Origin of the sequence: Rhodococcus sp. OK519, from assembly GCF_003051005.1 — a bacterium.
Taxonomy (GTDB): Bacteria; Actinomycetota; Actinomycetes; order Mycobacteriales; family Mycobacteriaceae; genus Prescottella.
Window position 1 is genome coordinate 1,205,558 of sequence record NZ_QAOW01000001.1, and the last position, 18,681, is coordinate 1,224,238.

The 18,681-nt window shown below is 68.4% G+C and carries 16 protein-coding genes; 9 read left to right on the forward strand and 7 right to left on the reverse strand.

What is annotated here, in order from left to right:
- The first annotated feature begins 4 nt into the window (after positions 1-4).
- Together C8K36_RS05710 and C8K36_RS05715 are read left to right on the forward strand one after the other, a co-directional pair.
- Complete coding sequence (locus C8K36_RS05710) at positions 5-3,019, forward strand: bifunctional [glutamine synthetase] adenylyltransferase/[glutamine synthetase]-adenylyl-L-tyrosine phosphorylase (RefSeq protein WP_107983375.1); 3,015 nt, start codon at positions 5-7, stop codon at positions 3,017-3,019.
- Positions 3,020-3,021: 2 nt separating this feature from the next.
- Positions 3,022-3,525 carry a hypothetical protein gene (locus tag C8K36_RS05715; protein ID WP_107983797.1) on the forward strand — a complete coding sequence of 168 codons (504 nt, stop codon included), beginning with the start codon at positions 3,022-3,024 and terminating at the stop codon, positions 3,523-3,525.
- A gap of 84 nt (positions 3,526-3,609) precedes the next feature.
- Here the strand turns inward: C8K36_RS05715 and C8K36_RS05720 are convergent, their stop codons facing one another.
- Entirely contained in the window at positions 3,610-4,650 is a 1,041-nt protein-coding gene (locus tag C8K36_RS05720; protein ID WP_107983376.1) for an RCC1 domain-containing protein, read from the reverse strand.
- A gap of 129 nt (positions 4,651-4,779) precedes the next feature.
- Between C8K36_RS05720 and C8K36_RS05725 the strand changes: the two genes are divergently transcribed.
- Both C8K36_RS05725 and C8K36_RS05730 read left to right on the forward strand, forming a co-directional pair.
- Complete coding sequence (locus C8K36_RS05725) at positions 4,780-7,716, forward strand: AAA family ATPase (RefSeq protein WP_107983377.1); 2,937 nt, start codon at positions 4,780-4,782, stop codon at positions 7,714-7,716.
- Between the two features lie 280 nt (positions 7,717-7,996).
- Positions 7,997-9,022, forward strand: coding sequence for a hypothetical protein (locus C8K36_RS05730; protein WP_181319369.1), 1,026 nt, complete (start codon positions 7,997-7,999; stop codon positions 9,020-9,022).
- A gap of 81 nt (positions 9,023-9,103) precedes the next feature.
- Here the strand turns inward: C8K36_RS05730 and C8K36_RS05735 are convergent, their stop codons facing one another.
- The 6 genes from C8K36_RS05735 to C8K36_RS05760 all read right to left on the reverse strand — a co-directional run bounded on the left by C8K36_RS05735 (position 9,104) and on the right by C8K36_RS05760 (position 14,295).
- Positions 9,104-9,784: a hypothetical protein gene (locus C8K36_RS05735; protein WP_107983379.1), complete on the reverse strand. Its 681-nt coding sequence runs from the start codon at positions 9,782-9,784 to the stop codon at positions 9,104-9,106.
- The gene (locus C8K36_RS05740) at positions 9,781-10,425 is read right to left on the reverse strand and encodes a hypothetical protein (RefSeq protein ID WP_107983380.1); all 645 of its coding nucleotides are present in this window, start codon (positions 10,423-10,425) and stop codon (positions 9,781-9,783) included. The genes C8K36_RS05735 and C8K36_RS05740 overlap by 4 nt, the downstream gene beginning before the upstream one ends.
- Complete coding sequence (locus C8K36_RS05745) at positions 10,422-11,225, reverse strand: ABC transporter ATP-binding protein (RefSeq protein ID WP_107983381.1); 804 nt, start codon at positions 11,223-11,225, stop codon at positions 10,422-10,424. Before C8K36_RS05745 ends, C8K36_RS05740 begins: the two co-directional genes overlap by 4 nt.
- A complete protein-coding gene (locus tag C8K36_RS05750; RefSeq protein WP_107983382.1) occupies positions 11,218-12,276 on the reverse strand; it encodes a FecCD family ABC transporter permease in 1,059 nt (352 codons plus the stop codon). The genes C8K36_RS05745 and C8K36_RS05750 overlap by 8 nt, the downstream gene beginning before the upstream one ends.
- Positions 12,260-13,417: an ABC transporter substrate-binding protein gene (locus tag C8K36_RS05755; protein WP_107983383.1), complete on the reverse strand. Its 1,158-nt coding sequence runs from the start codon at positions 13,415-13,417 to the stop codon at positions 12,260-12,262. The genes C8K36_RS05750 and C8K36_RS05755 overlap by 17 nt, the downstream gene beginning before the upstream one ends.
- Positions 13,418-13,608: 191 nt before the next feature.
- Positions 13,609-14,295, reverse strand: coding sequence for a GntR family transcriptional regulator (locus C8K36_RS05760; protein ID WP_107983384.1), 687 nt, complete (start codon positions 14,293-14,295; stop codon positions 13,609-13,611).
- A 119-nt stretch (positions 14,296-14,414) separates the two neighbouring features.
- Here C8K36_RS05760 and C8K36_RS05765 point away from each other — a divergent pair, with 119 nt between their 5' ends.
- From C8K36_RS05765 to C8K36_RS05785, 5 genes are all read left to right on the forward strand, one after another.
- A complete protein-coding gene (locus C8K36_RS05765) occupies positions 14,415-15,317 on the forward strand; it encodes a sulfurtransferase (protein ID WP_107983385.1) in 903 nt (300 codons plus the stop codon).
- A gap of 59 nt (positions 15,318-15,376) precedes the next feature.
- Positions 15,377-16,225, forward strand: coding sequence for a hydroxyethylthiazole kinase (gene thiM / locus C8K36_RS05770; protein ID WP_107983386.1), 849 nt, complete (start codon positions 15,377-15,379; stop codon positions 16,223-16,225).
- Positions 16,222-17,331, forward strand: a complete 1,110-nt coding sequence (locus C8K36_RS05775; RefSeq protein WP_107983387.1) for an LLM class flavin-dependent oxidoreductase — start codon at positions 16,222-16,224, stop codon at positions 17,329-17,331. Before thiM ends, C8K36_RS05775 begins: the two co-directional genes overlap by 4 nt.
- A gap of 110 nt (positions 17,332-17,441) precedes the next feature.
- A complete protein-coding gene (locus C8K36_RS05780; RefSeq protein WP_107983388.1) occupies positions 17,442-17,744 on the forward strand; it encodes a putative quinol monooxygenase in 303 nt (100 codons plus the stop codon).
- A gap of 378 nt (positions 17,745-18,122) precedes the next feature.
- Positions 18,123-18,626, forward strand: coding sequence for a C40 family peptidase (locus C8K36_RS05785; protein WP_107983389.1), 504 nt, complete (start codon positions 18,123-18,125; stop codon positions 18,624-18,626).
- Positions 18,627-18,681: the final 55 nt, after the last annotated feature.

Below are 18,681 nucleotides of genomic sequence, written 5' to 3' on the forward strand. Positions count from 1 at the left end.
TCCGGTGAAGCCTCCGTACGCGCGTTCGGCCGTGCCCGGCGTCGGTCGGCTCGGCCTCGTCGAGCCCACCGCGCCGGACGAGTTGAAGGCGCTCGGGTGGTCCAACCTCGACGGCGTCGAGTTGCTGTGGTCGCTGTCGCGTGCCGCGAACGCGGATCTCGCGCTGCGGACGCTGGTGCGGATGCAGGAGGGACTGGGCGACGGGTGGGCCGAGTTCGACGCGGCACTGCACACCGACAAGGCACTGCGCGGCAGGCTCTTCGGCCTGATCGGCGCCTCCAGCGCTTTCGGTGACCATCTGGTCGCCGATCCGTCGTCATGGAAGCTGCTGGCAGGCGAGGTGCCGTTGCCGTCGAGGGCGGAGTTGACGAGGCGACTGCTGGCGTCCGTCGGCGCGGTGCCCGAGACCGGTCCCAACGCGTCGGACATGCTCTATCGGGCCACCCTCACCGGTCCCGACGCAGTTGCGGCACTGCGGAAGTGCTACCGCGACCAGATGATGGTGCTGGCCGCCGCCGACCTTGCGGCGACCGTCGAGAACGAGCCGGTCGTCCCGTATCAGACGGTGGGACACCAGCTTTCCGACATGGCCGACGCCGCTCTCACGGCGGCGCTCGCGGTCGCGCTCGCGGTGGTGTGCCCCGACGAGCCGTGCCCGGCCCGGATCGCGGTCATCGCGATGGGCAAGTGCGGTGCGCGCGAACTCAACTACGTGAGCGACGTCGACGTCGTGTTCGTCGCCGAGCCGTCCAACTCGATTTCCAGCCGCATCGCCGGAGAGATGATGCGGGTCGGCTCGGCCGCGTTCTTCGAGGTCGACGCCGCCCTGCGCCCCGAGGGCAAGCGCGGAGAACTCGTCCGCACCCTCGACTCGCACATCGCGTACTACAAGCGGTGGGCCAAGACGTGGGAGTTCCAGGCGCTGCTCAAGGCCCGTCCGATGACCGGCGACCTCGACCTGGGCCGGCAGTACACGGAGGCGCTGGGCCCGATGGTGTGGACGGCGTCCGAGCGCGAGGACTTCGTGCCCGAGGTGCAGGCCATGCGCCGTCGCGTCGAGAACTCGGTTCCGCCCGAACTGCGTGAACGCGAGCTCAAGCTCGGTCGGGGCAGCCTGCGTGACGTCGAATTCGCGGTCCAGCTTCTGCAGTTGGTGCACGGCCGTGCGGACACGTCGCTGCGCGTCAAGAGCACCGTCGACGCGCTCACGGCCCTGGCGGCCGGTGGGTATGTGGGACGCGACGACGCCGCGAATCTGACGGCGTCGTACGAGTTCCTGCGCCTGCTCGAACATCGACTGCAGTTGCAGAAGCTCAGGCGTACCCACACGCTGCCGCCGCCGGACGACGAGGAGGCGCTGCGCTGGCTGGCTCGCGCCGCGCACATGCGCCCGGACGGTCGCAACGACGCGCTCGGCGTATTGAACTCCGAGATCAAGCGCAATTCGCATCGCGTGCGGCGCTTGCACGCCAAGCTGTTCTATCGGCCGCTGCTCGAGTCGGTGGCCCGGCTCGACAAGGAGGCGATGCGGCTGAGCCCGGACGCCGCAGTTCGGCAGTTGGCGGCTCTCGGCTATTCGGCACCGGAGAACGCCCTGGGCCACCTCACTGCACTCACCAGCGGCGCGTCCCGGAAGGGGCGCATCCAGGCGCTGCTGCTGCCGACGCTGCTCGAATGGCTCGGGGATACACCGGATCCCGACGCGGGCCTGCTGGCGTACCGGCGGTTGTCGGATGCGCTGGTCGACGCCACGTGGTTCCTGCGCCTGCTGCGGGACGAGGCCTCGGTGGCGCAGCGGCTCATGACGGTGCTCGGCTCGTCGGCGTACATCCCGGACCTGCTGATCAAGGCGCCCGACGTCATCCGCCTGTTCGCGGACGGCCCGTCCGGCCCGCGGTTGCTCGATCCGCAGCCCGAGGACGTGGCGCGCGGAATCCTGTCGTCGTCGGCGCGGTACGTCGACTCGGTGCGCGCCGTCAATGCCGCCCGCTCGTTGCGCCGCCACGAACTGGCCCGCGTCGCGAGCGCCGACATCCTCGGCATGCTCGACGTCCCGCAAGTCTGCACGGCGCTGTCGTCGGTGTGGGCCGCAGTGCTCAACGCCTCGCTGGCGGCGGTGATCCGTGCCGACGAGGCGGAGGCGGGGGAGCCCGCCCCCGCACGGTTCGCGGTGATCGGCATGGGTCGCCTCGGTGGCGGGGAACTCGGCTACGGCTCCGACGCGGACGTGCTGTTCGTGTGCGAGCCACGCGAGGGTGCCGACGAGACACGAGCGATCAAGTGGGCCAACCTCGTCGGCGATCGGGTGCGCAAGCTCCTCGGAGCCCCGAGTACCGATCCGCCACTCGAGGTCGACATCGGGCTGCGGCCCGAAGGCCGCAGCGGTCCGCTGGTGCGGACGCTGACGGCGTACGAGGCGTACTACGCGCAGTGGGCGCAGGCGTGGGAGGTGCAGGCGCTGCTGCGGGCGCACGCCGTCGCGGGCGACGCGGACCTGGGGTTGCGGTTCCTCCACATGATCGACAAGACCCGCTACCCCGAGGGTGGGGTGTCGGAGCAGGCGGTCCGCGAGATCCGGCGGATCAAGGCCCGCGTCGACTCCGAGCGTCTGCCGCGGGGTGCCGACCCGGCCACTCACACCAAGCTGGGCCGCGGCGGCCTCGCCGACATCGAGTGGACCGTCCAGCTCATCCAGTTGCGGCACGCGCACGAGATCCCGTCGCTGCACAATACGTCGACCCTCGAGACACTCGACGCGATCGGTGCGGCGGAGTTGTTGAGCGAGACGGACATCGAACTGCTGCGTGACGCGTGGCTGCTGGCGACCAAGGCGCGCAACGCGCTGGTCCTGGTCCGCGGCAAGCCCACCGATCAGCTGCCCGGTCCGGGCAAGGTGCTCTCGGCCGTTGCGCAGGTGGCCGGGTGGCCGGGCGGCGACGCCAACGAGTTCCTGGACAACTATCTGCGCGTGACGCGCCGGGCGAAGGCCGTGGTGCAGCGCGTGTTCGGAGGAGAGTGACCGTGCATTCCGAGGTATCGGTCGTCGAGGGCGGTACGCCGCTGGTCTACACGTTCGACGACGTGATGAAGTACCACGGCCCCAACGCACCGGGCGGCGTCGCTCACGCACTCAAGGTGCTCGAACGGGTACTGCCGCTGCTCGATGGTGGTCGACCGGTCGAACGCCGCGAAATCGAGATCGCCACGGCGCACGGGGGGCCGGGTGTGCGAGACACTTTCGAGATGGTGACTCGCGCCGTCACCGAGGGCCGGTATGTCGTGGATGCGGCACTGGCGCGGCCCGAGCGCGGAACGACGTTGGCCAACTACGTCTTCCGGCTCACCTATCGCGGTAGGACGGTGACCGTCCAGGTGCGCGACGGCTTCGTGGCCGACGAGTTCATCGCACTGGTGAACAAGAGCGACCGTACCGGCACGGACGAGGCGCGCCTGGTCGTGCTCAAGCGGGAGATGACCGACCGATTGCTGGCGGTGCCGGCCACCGAGGTCTACGACGCCGACTGACGTTCCGCGGCCCCCCGATCAGTGGAAGGGACCCTTCAGTGCCTGCGAACGCACGAAGGGTCCCTTCAACTGGAGCGGTCGACGTCAGCTGCCGAAAAGGCTTCCCAGCGAACCGGTTCCGGGATCGGTAGGATCTCCACCTCCGGGGCCGAGCGTGCGGACCGCGAGGGAGAAGTCCTCACCGGCGGCGATCGCCGAGTATCGCGTGCCCACGGGCGCCGGAGGCACGAGCAGCTGGCCCTCCGCGGCTCTGCCGAAGGCGACGATCTCACCGTCGGATCGCAACGCGACCGAGTGGTTCATCCCCGCGGCAATTGCGGTGTAGGAAACACCCTCCGGCAGAACGGGAACCGTCGTCTGGTTGAGGTCGTTGCGGCCGAAGGCGATGATCGTCCCGTCGGACCGCAGTGCCAGGGAGTGTCCGCCGCCCGCGGCGATGTCGGTGTACGTCATGCCCACCGGGAGCGGTGGAACGGTGACTTTCCCGAAGCCGTTGTATCCGAACCCCACGGCCTCGCCGTCCGAGCGGAGTGCGAGAGAGGCGCCGGGTCCTGCCGAGATCGCCGTGTAGGCGACGCCCGTAGGCAACGCCGGCGGGCTGGTCTCACCTTGATTGTCGGTACCGAAGCCCACGATCGTGCCATCCGACCGCAGCGCCAGCGAGTGCGTCATCGCGGCGGAGACCGCGGTGTAGGTCAGTCCGGACGGCAGCGGGGGAACCACGGTCTCGCCGCCGCTGTCGTACCCGAACGCAGCGATATTCCCGTCGGATCGCAGGGCAAGCGAATGGTGCTGTCCCGCAGCGATTGCCGTGTAGGTCACGCCCGAGGGGAGGGTGGGGACGTCCGTCTGGCCGGACAATCCGTTGCCGAATCCGACGACGGTGCCGTCCGACCGCAGCGCCAGTGCGTGCTGGGATCCGGCCGCGACAGCGGTGTAGGTCAGCCCGCGCGGTAGCGCGGGCGCCGTGGTCTGGCCGCCGCTGTCGCCGCGACCGACCCCGACGACCTCGCCGCCTGGGGGCACAGGTACTCCGACGGGTGCGGCGGCGCCGACTGTGGCCACCGCCGTCACGAGGGCGACCGCCAGCGCGGACGTGGTGAGTACTCGTCTGATCAAGGGCATGACCGAGATCAAACCGCAATCGTGAGGCCCTGTCCCCGGTGAAAGCTACCGGGATGCGCTGCCGGGGTACCAGGGTGGATTCTGCCGATTCGTCGTGATTCGGCGAGCGTCTGCAATAGCGTTCGGCCCATGGGCAGTGCCTTCGGGGCCTCCCGGATCTCGTCCGAGATCCGGCGCGACGCACGAGTCGTCGGCAGGGAACAACACCTCGCCGACCTGGCTGCGTGTGCCGAGCGTGCGCGGGGCGGGGACGGTCAGGTCGTGGTCGTCGAGGGCGATTCGGGGTTCGGGAAAACCGCCCTCGTCCACGCCTTTCTCGGCCGGGAATCGGGCTGGTTCGTCGCGTCGGCGTTAGCCGACGACAGTGCATTCGCCGCGCCGTACGGTGTGGTCGATCAGATCCTGGGTGAGCTCGAACATGGCTCGGATGCGGTGTCTTCGGCTGGCGCTGTCATCCTGTGGGGCAAAGGGATACGAGGAATCGCTGACGCCGTCATCGCGGCGGTCGATGCCGTTGATCGCCCGGTGTGCATCGTGGTCGATGACGCGCAGTGGGTCGACGACGATTCGGCCGGCGTTCTCATGCTCGTGGCGCAGGCCGTTCGCCACCGTGCCGTGCTGGTGGTTCTCTCGGCGCGGCGGGACCGCACCGCGCTGCTCAACCGTGCACGACGCATTGCGGAGGATCCTGCGCGGGGCGCGGTCGTGGAGGTCGATGCGCTGCGGCCGACGGATGTGCGTGCCCTGGTGGAGACGGCGCTCGACATCGATTATCCGCTGCGGGCGGCTACGGTCCTCGCTGACTACGCGCAGGGATGTCCACTCGATCTCATCACGGCGATCGAAGCCGTCGCCGTTCATCCGACCGCCGCGGCCGATCAGTTGATGCGCCATGTCCCCGACCTCGTGGGGTCCGTGCGTGCGGTGTTGCTGCAGGTCACCGCGTCATGTCGGCGGTGCATCGAGTTGATGGCCGTGCTCGATGCGCCGACGCCGGTCACGGAGCTCGACTCCGTCGCTACGCGGCTGGGCAGTCCGGTCGACGTTCCGGCCGCGTTGAGTGTCGATCTGATCGAACTCGAGAACGCGAGGGGTGTCCTGACGGTGCGGCCCCTCCACGTGCGGGTGCGCGATGCGGTGCTGGCGACGATGGACGGCGACGTGGTCCGGCTGGTTCATGCGGCGATCGCCGATGTCGCGACGGGGCATCGGGCTCTCCTGCACCGGGCGGCCTCGTGTGCAGACAGAGACGAGGAATTTGCCGCCTATCTGGAGGATCAGGCGGCCGACGCGCGTGCGTACGGCGATCTCGATCGGGCCGTCGGATACGGGGTCTGGTCGACGCGGTTGAGTGCAGATCGGCTTGCTCGCCGGCGCCGCCTGGTTGCATCTGCCGCCACTGCAGTCGCGGGTCGGCACATGAGGGTGTTCGACGAGCTCGTCGAGGGGCTCGAGGCACTCGACTCCGACCCCGAACGGGATCTCTTGCTGGCATATTCGCAGCTCAGGAGGGGCGATGCAGTAGCTGCCCACGGATATGCGTCGGTCGCCCTGTCGGCCGACCTGGACGGCGAACGCCCGGCCGTCGCGCTGCGGATCGTCGTGACGTGCGAGCTTGCTTCAGCGCTGGCCGCAGGCGGAAACATGGGTGCCGTGGCGACCCTGTGCAACGTTCTCGACCGCGACTTGGCAGCGCTGGGAGCAGCGCACCCGTCTCGTCGGGCGGGCGACGGAATTCCCATCGATCTCGTCGGACGGGAAATCGAACTGTCCGCCCTGCGCAGCGCCGTCGCGCACTACACCGAGGGCATCGCGGTGCGCCTCTCGCCCGTCGCCGTGCTGCTAGGTCACGTCGCGCCGGATCGTTGGGACAACCGGCACGCCATTGCGCTGATCACACGGGGAACTCTGCTGCACAAGGACGGCCAGTTGCATTCGGCGGTCGATGATCTGGTTTCGGGACTGAGCCTGGTCGACGACGAATCGTCGTGGATCGCGCAGCAGGGGCGTATCGAGCTGGCGATGGTGCAGTTCAGGCTGGGTGCGTGGGACGACGCGGAGAGGACGGCTGCCGAAGCCCTCGATATCGCGCTCGATCTCGGCGATCCATGGTCGACCGCGCCCTCCTACGCGGTTGCGTCGCTCGTGCCGGTCGGCCGGGGACAACTCGCGGTCGCGGAGCGGAGGCTCGGACTTGCAAAGACCGCGTTGTCGCAGGCAGGAACGCTGCTGGCATACCGGACGATTGCGCTCGTCGATACGCTGATCGCGGTGGCGCAACATCGTCCGGATCGTGCGCTGAGCGCGATGCGAACCCACCGTGTCCACGCGGATGTGGGCGACCGGGTGGGTAACTGGGATGCCGCAGAAGCGGTCGCGTTGCTCGAATTGGGTCGTGCGGACGAGGCGCTGGTGGCGCTCGATCGACGGGAGCGAACGGAAACCGAATATTTGTTGGTTCGTGGCGCGGTGTTGTTTGTCGTCGGCGAAAGGCGCGAAGCCGCAGGTCTGTTGCGTGCAGCTCTCGCGGCTCTCACCGACGACACTTCGGTGATCGTGAAGGGTGTGACCTGGCATCGCGTCGGGATGTTCTTGACCGTCGACGGCGAACCCGAGGCCGGTGAGGTGATGATCCGTCAGGCGCGTGACCTGTACGTCAGGCTCGGGGCGGCGCAGTGGCTCGAGGCCTGTGAGGCCGATCTGGCGGCCGTCCTCCGGCGGGCGGCATCTGCCTCCGCGGTGCGTGGTGGGGGAGAACACGACAAGCGGTTGACGGCGCGCGAGCATGAGATTGCGCTGCTGGTCGGGGACGGTTTCACGAACCGTGAAGTAGCCGAGCGGCTGACCCTGTCGATCAGGACCGTCGACTTCCATCTGCGCAACGTCCTGCACAAGCTCGGGTTCGTGTCGCGGAGGCAACTGCGGGGGTGGTTGGGCCTGCAGCGGACGCCTCGTGGTCCCGCGGATGCAGGCGTCGAGACACGCTCGCCGAACCCGAAACGGTGGCAGTTTCGCGCGCATGTCCTGCGCGCAGACGGTGTCGACGAACCGCGTGCCGAGAAGTGATTCGGTAAGGGTGTCGAAAGAGCTTTTACGGCAACGAATTTCGTAGCGCTTTTCTGCTGGTCACAAGGGGAATCCGGAAACCTCGGCGGCAGTGGACTTTTCGATTCCGCTGACAGGGCCGGGTAGGCCGGTGTCATCATGTCTGCATTCCCGCCCCCCGACATCGCCGGCGGCTTCTCGCGGGAATTCGAGTCCGACTGGATAGGAGACTTCTGTGAAGATCGATCCGAATCGAAGACGTGGACATGCAGGTACCCGCCCCGGATGGATGCGCCGAGCCGTGGTGACACCGCTCTTCGTGATGACCGCGATGCTCGGGCTGGTTGCGACGGCGGGGGCCGCCCCCGTCGGTGTACCGGTGCTGCCCGGAGGGGACATCGTCGGTGCCGGTGACGATCGCCACGGTGCCGCGATTCCGCCTGTCGCCCCCGACGGGCAGACGTTCACCGCGGTGGCGGCCGGGCCTATGCATTCCCTGGCGTTGACCTCGGGCGGGCAGGTTCTCGGATTCGGCCTCGGCCAACTGGGGAGGCTCGATATCCCGCCGTTGCCCGCTGGGCAGAAGTACACGGCCGTCGCCGCGGGTGGTTCGGCGTCCCTGATGCTGACATCGGCGGGGCAGATCGTGGGGGTCGGCGACGGCGGCTCCGGGGAGACCGTCGCGCCGCCGCTGCCCGTCGGACAGACATATACCGCTGTGGCGGCCGGCTCCTCGCACTCTCTGGCGCTGACCTCGGCGGGCCAGGTGGTCGGGTTCGGAGACAACGGCAGTGGGCAGACCGACGTCCCGCTCCCTCCGAGCGGTGAAACGTACACCGCGGTTGCCGCTGGTACGTGGCATTCCCTCGCGCTCACGTCGGGCGGGCAAGTTGTCTCCTGGGGCTCTGACCCCGGCGGCCAGGCCGTTCCGGCACCGCCCACCGGCGAGACCTACACGGCGATCGCCGCGGGCGCGTTCAACTCGCTCGCGCTGACGTCCGCGGGCAAGGTCGTCTCCTGGGGGTCGAGCGGCGGCCAGTACGATTTCGGGATCGTGGCGGGGGGCCGGACCTTCACCGCTGTCGCGATGGGCGCGTTCTTTGCGGCCGCGCTGACGTCGACGGGTGAGGTCGTGACCGTCGGTAGCAACGAGTTCGGACAGCGCGACGTCCCGGCGGCGCCGGAGGGTCGCCGGTACACCGCACTGGCGGCCGGTGGCCAGCACACTCTCGCCATCCACAGCCCGATTCCGGACCCGGATCCGGGCACCGGTTCTCTCGGTTCTCTCGGTCCCCTGTTCGGCCTGGTGAGTGGTTCGCTGGGCTGACTACCGGGATTCCTGATCAGCTGAAGGGACCCTTCAGCGCCTGCGAGCGCACGAAGGGTCCCTTCAGCCGGAGCGGTGACGTCAGCTGCCGGTGTTGTCCAGCCAGCGCAGCAGCGCGTAGAGGAAGCGCGTCGAGCCGGGCATGAAGTTGTTGCCGTGGTGGTAGGTCGGGTCCAGCGTGGTCGCGATGATCCGGCCGGGCGTCGAGGCGGTGTCCTCGAACAGCATCATCCCGGCATCGCGCGGGTCGCCGTTCTCGTCCGGCTCCTCGGACACCAGCAGCGGGACGACGTCGGCGTCGGTGTGCAGCAGGCCGTGGTGGTGCCAGATCACCGACTTCGTCGAAAGGTATTCCCACGCCTCGTGTTCGGGGCTTCGGGTGCGGATCAACGGATCCTCGCCCTCGAGCCACCACCAGAAGTTGGTGGGCCGCGCCGTCCACGAGACGCCGGGCAGCCACGTGTGCGCGGCGTTCTCACCGAGGACGACGAGAGTCCCGCCGCGATGGGCCACCGCGAGGAGCTGGGCGGTGTGCCGGCGCAGCAACTCCGGGTGCAGGCGGTCCGCGAGGATCACGGTGTCGAACTCTTCGAGGTCGCCGTCGGACAGGTCGGCCAGGTAGCGGAACTCGGGCTGGTGCGCGATGACTGCCGGGTCCTTCAGCGTCTGCAGGTGGAAGTGGGATCCGCCGTGCACCAACGCGAGTTGGCGGCGCGACCGCGGTGCGCGGTCGGTGCGGGCGAAGGGTTCGATAGTGGTCATGCCTGTGCCTCCGGGTCGAGCTGGGCCAGCCATGCCAGCAGCTGTGGGAAGATGCGCGCGGAGGTGTTCGGATCCTCCTGGTACACAGCCAGATCGATGCCTCCGTGTACCAGCACCTCACCGGCGCCGAGCGGATAGACGTAGTCGACGGGCAGTGCGTGGCGGCCGATGCGGTTGGTGACGACTGCGCCGTCGGGCAGCTTCTGGCTGTAACCGCGGCCGTAGAAGCCGGAGACGCCACGTCGGAAGCTGACGTCGGCGGCATCGACGCCCTCCCACACGGGGTGCGGCTCGCCGGCGGTGATGGCGAGATCCTTGGGGCCCGAATACTGCAGCTTGCGCCACTGACCCAGTCCCGGCAGAAAGTCCGTGAGCGGGTGGCCCATGATCGCGATCCGGCCACCGTCGGTGACGAACTCGGCGAGCAGATCGCGGCGACGCTCGAGGAAGATCTGGTCGCAGTTGCCGTTGATCAGCAGGCCGCGGATCTCGGCGAGATCCAGTGTGTCGAGGTCGTAGAGGTCGACGGGCCGCACCCGCTTGCCGGCGGTGGTGCCGCCGGACATGCCGGTGTTCGTGCCCATAACCAGGTGCAGGACCGGTGAAAGTGACTGCGGTGCAGCCGTATCGGCGGATGTCATTGTGAAGCCTTTTCGAGAGTGGCCGCGGGCTGCGCGACCGTGAATTTGTCGTAGCGGGTGTAGAGGACGGTGCGCGGGACGCCTCGGTCGTCGACCGTGGCGCTCACGACCTCGATGCCGTACAGGTCGGTGAGCATGTCGTCGGTGACGAGTTCGCTGACGGGACCGAAGCGGATGTCCTCGGCCGAGCGCATCACGATCGCGTGCCCGCCCAGATGCAGCGCGTGGTCGGGGTGATGCGTCGTGAGCAGGATGCCCATGCCGTCCGCGGCGAGGTCACGCAGCAACTCCAGGACCCGTGCCTGGTTGCGCAGATCCAGTGCCGAGACGGGTTCGTCGAGGATCATGAATGTGGCGTCCGACGCCAGTGCCCGCGCGATCAGCACGAGTTGTCTTTGGCCGCCGGATAGTTCGGCAAAGCTGCGCGCGGCCAGGTCGGCGATGCCGACGCGGTCGAGGACGTCCCGGGTGCGGGCGATGTCGGCCCGGCCCGGAGTTGCGAATGCGGAGACCTTCTTCGCCCGGCCCATGAGGACCATGTCGAACACCGAGTACGCGAAGCTGGACAGACTGGCCTGTGGGACGTAACCGATCGCGGTGTCCCGCTCGACCCGTCCCTCGCGCAGCGGCGTGAGCCCCGCGATGCACCGCAGCAACGTCGTCTTGCCCTGACCGTTGGGGCCCAGGATCGAGGTGATGCCGCCGTCGATCCGCAGATTCGCGTGCCGGAACACCCAGTCGCGCCGCGGGTAGTGGAATCCGGCGTCCCGCAGTTCGAGTCGGGCATTGCTCTCAAGCATCGATGAAGGCCTGTCTGCGCGAATTCCGAAGAAGCAGAACGAACACCGGGGCGCCGATGATCGCGGTAAGGATCCCGAGCGGGATCTCCCCGGAGCTGACGGTGCGCGAAAGGGTGTCGATGATCGTCAGGTACGCGGCACCGAGGACGAACGTCGTCGGCATGGAGATCCGATGATCAGGGCCCACCCACAGACGGGCTATGTGCGGGACCACCAGGCCCACCCAGCCGATGACACCCGACACCGCGACGGCGCCGGCGGTCATGAGCGCCACCATCGTCAGCAGCACCGCCCGCAGCCGTCCCGGGTTCACCCCGAGCGAGGCGGCGTCGTCGTCTCCCAGGGAGAGGATGTTGATTCGCCAGCGCAGACCGATGATGACGGCGGAGCCGAGGAGGATCGGGACCGCTGCGATCAGTACCTTCGCCATGTCCGCGGTGGCCAGGGAGCCCATGAGCCAGAACACGATCGACGGCAGCGTCGAGTACGGATCGGCGACGTAGGTGATGAACGACACCAGCGCCGAGAAGAAGGCACTCGTGACCACGCCGCCCAGCACGATCATCAGGATCGCGCCGCCCGAGCGGGTCCGACCGATGAGCAGCACCATGCCGAGCGCGGCGAGTCCGAACAGGAACGCGCCGCCGACGAGGAACGTCGAACCCAGCCCGAACATCAGCGCCAGCACGCCGCCGAACGACGCGCCGGACGAGACACCCAGGATCTGCGGGCTCACCAGAGGATTGCGGAACGCGGCCTGCAGTGCCGCGCCACCCAGCGCGAGTCCGCCTCCGACGAGCATTCCGAGCAGCACTCGCGGAAGGCGCACGCCCAGTACGACGTTGGACTCGGCATCGGTCCAGGTGCGGGGGAGCGAGACGACCTGGTCGACGAGGATGCGGGCGACCTCGTTGACCGGGACCGTGTAGCGGCCCACGGACAGCGAGATCAGGCCCACCGCGATGATTCCGACGGTCAGGACCACCGGCACCAGGATCCGCGACGACCGCCGCGTCTGCTGCTCGGTGGCCGTCTCAAGCGCGGAAGGCACCGTAGCCCGCGCTACCCGAGTTGGCCGGCATCTGCAGGATCCGGTCGACGTCCGCGTCGGTGACGTCGTACGCGTACAGCGTGCGGTAGGTCTCGCGGATACGCTCGCGCAGTTCGTGGTTCACGTCGGGGAAGAAGACGGAGTTCACCCACAGCCACATCAGATTCGACTCGTTGCACGGCGGATCCCACGAGAAGCCACCGATCGGGGCCTTGTAGACCCGTTTGTTCTTCACCGCCGACAGCGACGCCCACTTGGGGTCGGCGTAGACGTCCGCGGGGGTGGTCGGCTCGAAGTTGCCGAGGATCAGGACCTCGGGGTCCCAGCCGAGAACCTGCTCGCGGGTGACACCGAGGCTCGATCCGCTGCCGGCGCCCGACGCTACGTTGTTGCCGCCGGCGAGGTCGATCCAGAAGTCCATGTAGCTGTTGTCGGCGCCGACCTTGATCTCCGGCGCGTTGTACAGGTACATCACCCGCGGTGCGGTCGACGCGTGCGCGGCGGCCGTCTTCTCGACCAGCGCGCGGTCGGCGGCCATCTTCGCGAGAACGGCGTCCGCCTCGGTCTTCTTGCCGAGCAGGTCGCCGAAGATCTTGATCCAGGCCTCGAGGTCGTCCTGCGTGCCGTACTTGAGCAGGATCACCTTCAGGCCGGCGTTGCGCAGCGGCGCGACGATGTCGTCACCCTTGTCGCCCCACTGGATCACGACGTCCGGGTCGAGGCTCAGGATGTGCTCGACGTTCGGCACGAAGTCGTTGCCTGCCACCACCGGGGTGTCGAGGAACTGCGGGAACATCGTGCCCAGCATGCCCTTCGACGCCATCGAGATCGCGACCTGGTTGACGCCGACGTTGCGTGCGGTGGACTGGTCCGAACCGATGATCATCGACGGCACCGGGATGATGGCCGACGCGATCCGGCCCACCGGGGTGTCGAAGGTGACGGTGTTCCGGTACTGGTCGACGATCGTGATCGGGCCGCCGGCGGCGGTGTCTGCGGCCGTCTCGGTGACGGTCTCGCGGCTCGAGCACGCGGTGATGCCGAGGGCGCCGAGAGCGAGCGCCGCGACCCCCATCGAGCGCATGAGGTCTCGGCGCGTCAGCGCGGCGGTGGGATTCGGGGTGCAGGGAGGGGTCGGCATGGGGCTCCGGAAGCAAAGTCGTTGGCACGGTCGCCGTTCGGGAACGGCAGCAACCACCCGAGGTCGAATGGTTAGGTGAGCATACAGTAACTAATGCAAGGCTTACCTGCGTACCCTTTGTCCGGTTCGAATCGACGAGGTCCGCGGGCGAAACTCGCCCGCGGACCTCGTCGCGTGAAGCAGTGGCTGCGTCAGCCGTTGGCAAAGAGCCGGATGCGCTGCTCGCGGCTGTGTTCGAGGTGGGTGCGCATGTGCTCGCGCGCGGCCCTCTCGTCGCGGGCGCGCAGAGCTTCCAGGATCTGCTCGTGCTCGTTGTTGAGCAGGTCGGGTTCGCCGTAGTTCGACGGCGGGCCGCTGTCGTAGATCCGCAACTGGGTCGTGAGCCGCACCAGCAGCGTCATGATCGTCGTGTTGTGTGCGGCCTGCCACAGCGCCTCGTGGAAGCGGAAGTTGTCGGTGCGTGCCACGGTGTCGTCGTCGGCCCCGCAGCACGAGTTGTGCAGGCGTTCGAGCCGGGCCATGTCGAGGTCGGTGTGACGGATCGCCGCCGCACCCGCCGCCTCCGACTCGAGCGCGACGCGCGCGGCGTAGATCTCGATGACGTCCTCGGGGGTGCCGGAGCGGACCCGGAATCCGCGCGCGGCGCGTTCGAGCAGGCCGTCGTGCGCCAGCCAGTTCAGCGCCTCGCGGATCGGTGTGCGGGACGCGCCGTACTTCTCGCTCAGCTGGGTCTCGTGCAGTGCCGCACCCTGTGGGAACTTGCCCGCGAGAATGTCGGCGCGCAGGTGCAGGTACTGCCTGGACGTCTGGTCGGAGCGGCCGACGGCGTCGGTGGGTATGAGCGCGCCGAGTTCCGTCAGGTCGTCCCCGTGTGTCATCGGTGCCCCATCTGTCGTTTCTGCCTCGGACCCGCTGATTATGCCACCGACGCCATTCGAATACTTGCGTATACGCACGTAGTCATTTACGTTCGTGTCCGTTGGTAGTCGGAGTGAGGATGTGGAAGTTGCGTAGCGCTGTGTGGCCCCTGATCCAGGCGGAGGAACTCGCTCCCCGTATCGGAGCGGAGGGGGCGCCGCTTGTGTTCGATGTCACCGTTCAGCTCGCGCCGGCCAGGTTCGACGGCGACTACCGGCCCGAGTCGGGTGCCGCGGCCTGGCGGGAAGCGCACGTCCCGGGATCCCGGCACATCGACCTGCTCTCCGCGCTCTCGGATACCGACAAGCGCCTGCACTTCTCGCGCCCGCCCGTCAGCAGGCTCGTCGACGACCTGGCTGAACTGGGCATCTCGCGCGACACAGACGTCGTGCTCTACGACCATGGATCGATGACGTGGGCGTCGCGCGTCTGGTGGCTGCTCCGCAGCATCGGATTCCACGCCCGCGTCCTCGACGGCGGGCTCGCGCGGTGGTGCACGCTGGACCTGCCGGTCGAGAGCGGGGCGTCGGATCCGGCACGTCCGGTCGCCGCGGCCGACGCGGTGTCGGGGTACCGGCCGCTGTGGGCGGACCGCGACGACATCGTGGCGATCGTCGACGGACGGGCACCCGGAACCCTCGTCTGCGCCCTGGCGCCCGCGCAGTTCTCCGGCGCCGAGAAGACCCGCTACTCGCGTCGCGGCCACATTCCCGGAAGCCGCAATCTGTCGGCGAAGAGTCTGCTCGACGACACCGGCCGGGTCCGCGACCTCGACGAAGTCCGGGCCCTCGCGTCGACGGCGCTGCCCGGCAGCGGCGTTCCGGTGGTCGTCTACTGCGGAGGCGGCATCTCCGCATGCCTGTCTGCGCTCGGCCTGGTGCTCGCCGGCTACGACGACATCAAGATCTACGACGGATCCCTCGAGGAGTGGACCGCCGACCCGGCGCTGCCGCTCGTGACCCTGCCCGGCGGTGAACCGTGACCCGATGTCGTAGGTCCTGACTCCGTCTCCCCGAACTCGCTCTTCTCCCAAGGATTTCCATGACCCGCACCGTCACCGGCGACGACCTCGCCGGCGCCTTGGACGCGCTGCGCACCCAGGTGCCGCTCGTCCACTCGCTCACCAACATCGTCTCCGCGAACTTCCTCACCAATGTGGTGCTCGCGGCCGGTGCCAGCAACGCGCACATCGACAACGTCCACGAGGCGGCCGGATTCGCCCGCATCGCCGGCGGCGTGCTCGTCAACCTCGGCACCCCCGACGACGGCACCGCGGCGGCGTTCATGCTCGCGGCCGAGGCGGCACACGACGCCGGCACCCCGTGGGTGCTCGACCCCGTCGGTGTCGGCGGATTGCCGTGGCGCAGCGGCCTGGCGCTCGATCTGCTGAAACATCGGCCCACCGCGATCCGCGGCAACGCATCCGAGATCATCGCGCTGGCCGGACTCGGTGGCGACACCCGCGGTGTCGACAGCGCCGACGATTCGGCGGCGGCCGTGCCCGCCGCGCTGGCCCTGCTGGACCACGCCGACGCGGTGTCCGCGTCCGGTCCCGTCGACCATCTGGTCGGGCGCGACTCCGACGGCACCGTGATCGGTGTGCGGATCGCCGGCGGCAGCGACATGCTGCCGCGCGTCACCTCCACCGGGTGCTCGCTCGGTGGCCTCGTCGCCGCCTATCTCGCCGTGTCGCCGACGCCGCTGATCGGGCTCGCCGCCGCGCACGCCCACGTCGCGGTCGCGTCGGAGATCGCGGAGGCCACCTCCTCGGGTCCCGGATCGTTTGCCGTCGCGTACCTCGACGCGCTGCACTCGGTCGACCCCTCGACCCTCGCGGACCGCGCCCGCCTCGAGACCCTCGAGCTGTCCGGAGTGGGTGGAACCCGATGAGCGTCAAGACCTTCTGGTATCTCACTCAGGCCGACGGCGACTATCCCTGGAGCCCCGGCGGGCTGTTCCCCGTGGACGGGCAGCGGCAGATCGAACTCGCGAAGACCATCGACGACGGCGGCTTCGAGGGCGCGCTGGTCGCCACGTGGCCCAACGACCCGTTCATCTCCGCGACGTGGGCAGCCGCCCACACGACTCGCATGAAGTTCCTGGTGGCGGTGTACGCCAACATGACTCCGGCCCGACTGCTCGCCGAGAAGGCGCTCACGTTCGACGCTTTCAGCGGCGGACGTCTGATGATCAACTCGGTCAACGGCCGCGACAACATCCTCACCAAGTACGACATGAACGTCCCGCACGACCGGCGTTACGAACTGGGGGAGCAGTACTGGGCGGACTTCCGGCGCTACTACCGCGAGGGCACCGAGTCGAACTTTCCGAACACGCCGCTGCGCATCGACCCCATCTCGGATCAGGAAGTTCCGCTGTGGGGCACCGGTGATTCGCCTGCGGGACTGGAGAACTCGGGCAAGGTGCTCGACGCCTACCTCGCGATGCTGCGGGAGACCTCGTTCATCGAGGACAAGTTCGACGGTGCCCGCAAGGCCGCCGCGGCGGCGGGCCGCGAGTTCACGGACTTCGGCGCGCTGACCGGCGTCATCGTCCGGTCGAATCGCGACGAGGCCATGGACCGCTTCCGATCGCTGTTCGAGAAGACCGGCATCGACCGGATTGCCGACATCCTCGACAAGGCCGTGCGCCGCCGCACCGGCGGGGAGCAGGACCTGAAGACGTTCACCGCCCGCGACGCGCAGCGGCAGGGCTGGGTCGACACCATCGTCGCCGGCAAGATCCCCGAACCCGACGACCTCTACCTCGGCGACGGCCTGTACGCCGGGATCACCGCGTGGTCACCGCTCGACATCTTCGCGACGGGGTCGTCGGCCGTCTACTACGTGGGTGCGCCGGATGAGATCACCGGGCACGTCCGCACACTGCGCGAGCGCACGGGCCTCACCAGCCTCATTCTCGCGGGCTGGCCGCTGATCGACGAGGCGAAGCACGTCGCCGAACACCTGATTCCGCGATTCGCCGCGCTCGACTGACCTGGGTCGAGAGCAGGGGCCACGACGATCGCCGTCGCGGCCCCTGCTCGTTGACGCCGCCGGTGTCCACGAGAACAGTGAGACATACCGGTTCTACTCGGAGGTGTCCGATGGTCAGCGCAGCACTATTGGTTCGCGTCGAGGCGAAACGAGGCAAGGAGGCCGAGGTGGCGCAGTTCCTCGAGGGTGCGCTGGCGCTCGTGCAGGAGGAACCCGACACCACCGCCTGGTTCGCGCTGCGCTTCGGCCCGGCCACGTTCGGGATCTTCGACGCCTTCCCCGACGACGTCGGACGTCAGGCGCATCTCGCCGGCAAGGTCGCCGAGGCCCTGATGGCGCGCGCGGACGAACTGTTCGTCGGCCATCCCACCATCACCAGGGTGGACGTGCTGGCGAGTAAGTTGCCGGGCTGATTGCCGTCGCGAATTCGTGACCGAGGACCCGATTTCGTAGACATGACCGTGACTTTCGGCGGCTGATCCTGCAGTCGAGGCCTGCTCGCGTGCCACGTCACACCGCCCCAATTGTCGCGCGGATCACGAACCGTGCGGTCGTGACCGTCCGCGCCCCCTCCTCGGGATTCCAGCCGTATCCGCTGTTCAGAGCCAATATTCGTCGCTGACGAGTGTCGTCACCTCCGGACGGCCACGTATACCCGCACCTCCGAACAGGTACCCCTACGCGTAGATCTACGGATGTTTCGATCCGATAACAACGGAACTCTGGGTTGTGCCCGAACACCGATGCCAGACCAAGTGTCGGACCACAGCAAGACACCCGGAGGACCTCTAATGGCTCTGAAGAACACCCGCCTGAACCGCACCACCCGTGGCCTGCTCCTCGGCGCCGTCGCCGCCGGCGCCATCATGATTCCCGCAGCCCCCGCTATGGCGCAGCCGTTCTCGGCGCCCAGCGTCGGCAGCAGCTCCGTCCAGGCCACCCCGGTCGCCAGCTCCACCGGCCAGGCAGCCGCGAACGCCGCCCAGTCCAAGGTCGGCTCGCCGTACGTGTGGGGCGCAACCGGCCCCAGCTCCTTCGACTGCTCCGGCCTGATCCAGTGGTCCTACAAGCAGGCCGGCAAGTCCGTCCCGCGCACCAGCTACGACCAGGTCTCCGGCGGTACCTCCGTCTCCAAGAGCAACCTGCAGCCCGGTGACGTCGTCGCCTTCTACGGCGCCGAGCACGTCGGCATCTACATCGGTGGCGGCAGCGTCGTCCACGCTCCTACCGAGGGTGATGTCGTGAAGGTCTCGCCGCTCGACTCGATGACCTTCTCCGGCGCGAGCCGCTACTGAGCCACCGGCTCGACACCGACACGAACGAGCCCGTCACTCCGAATGGAGTGACGGG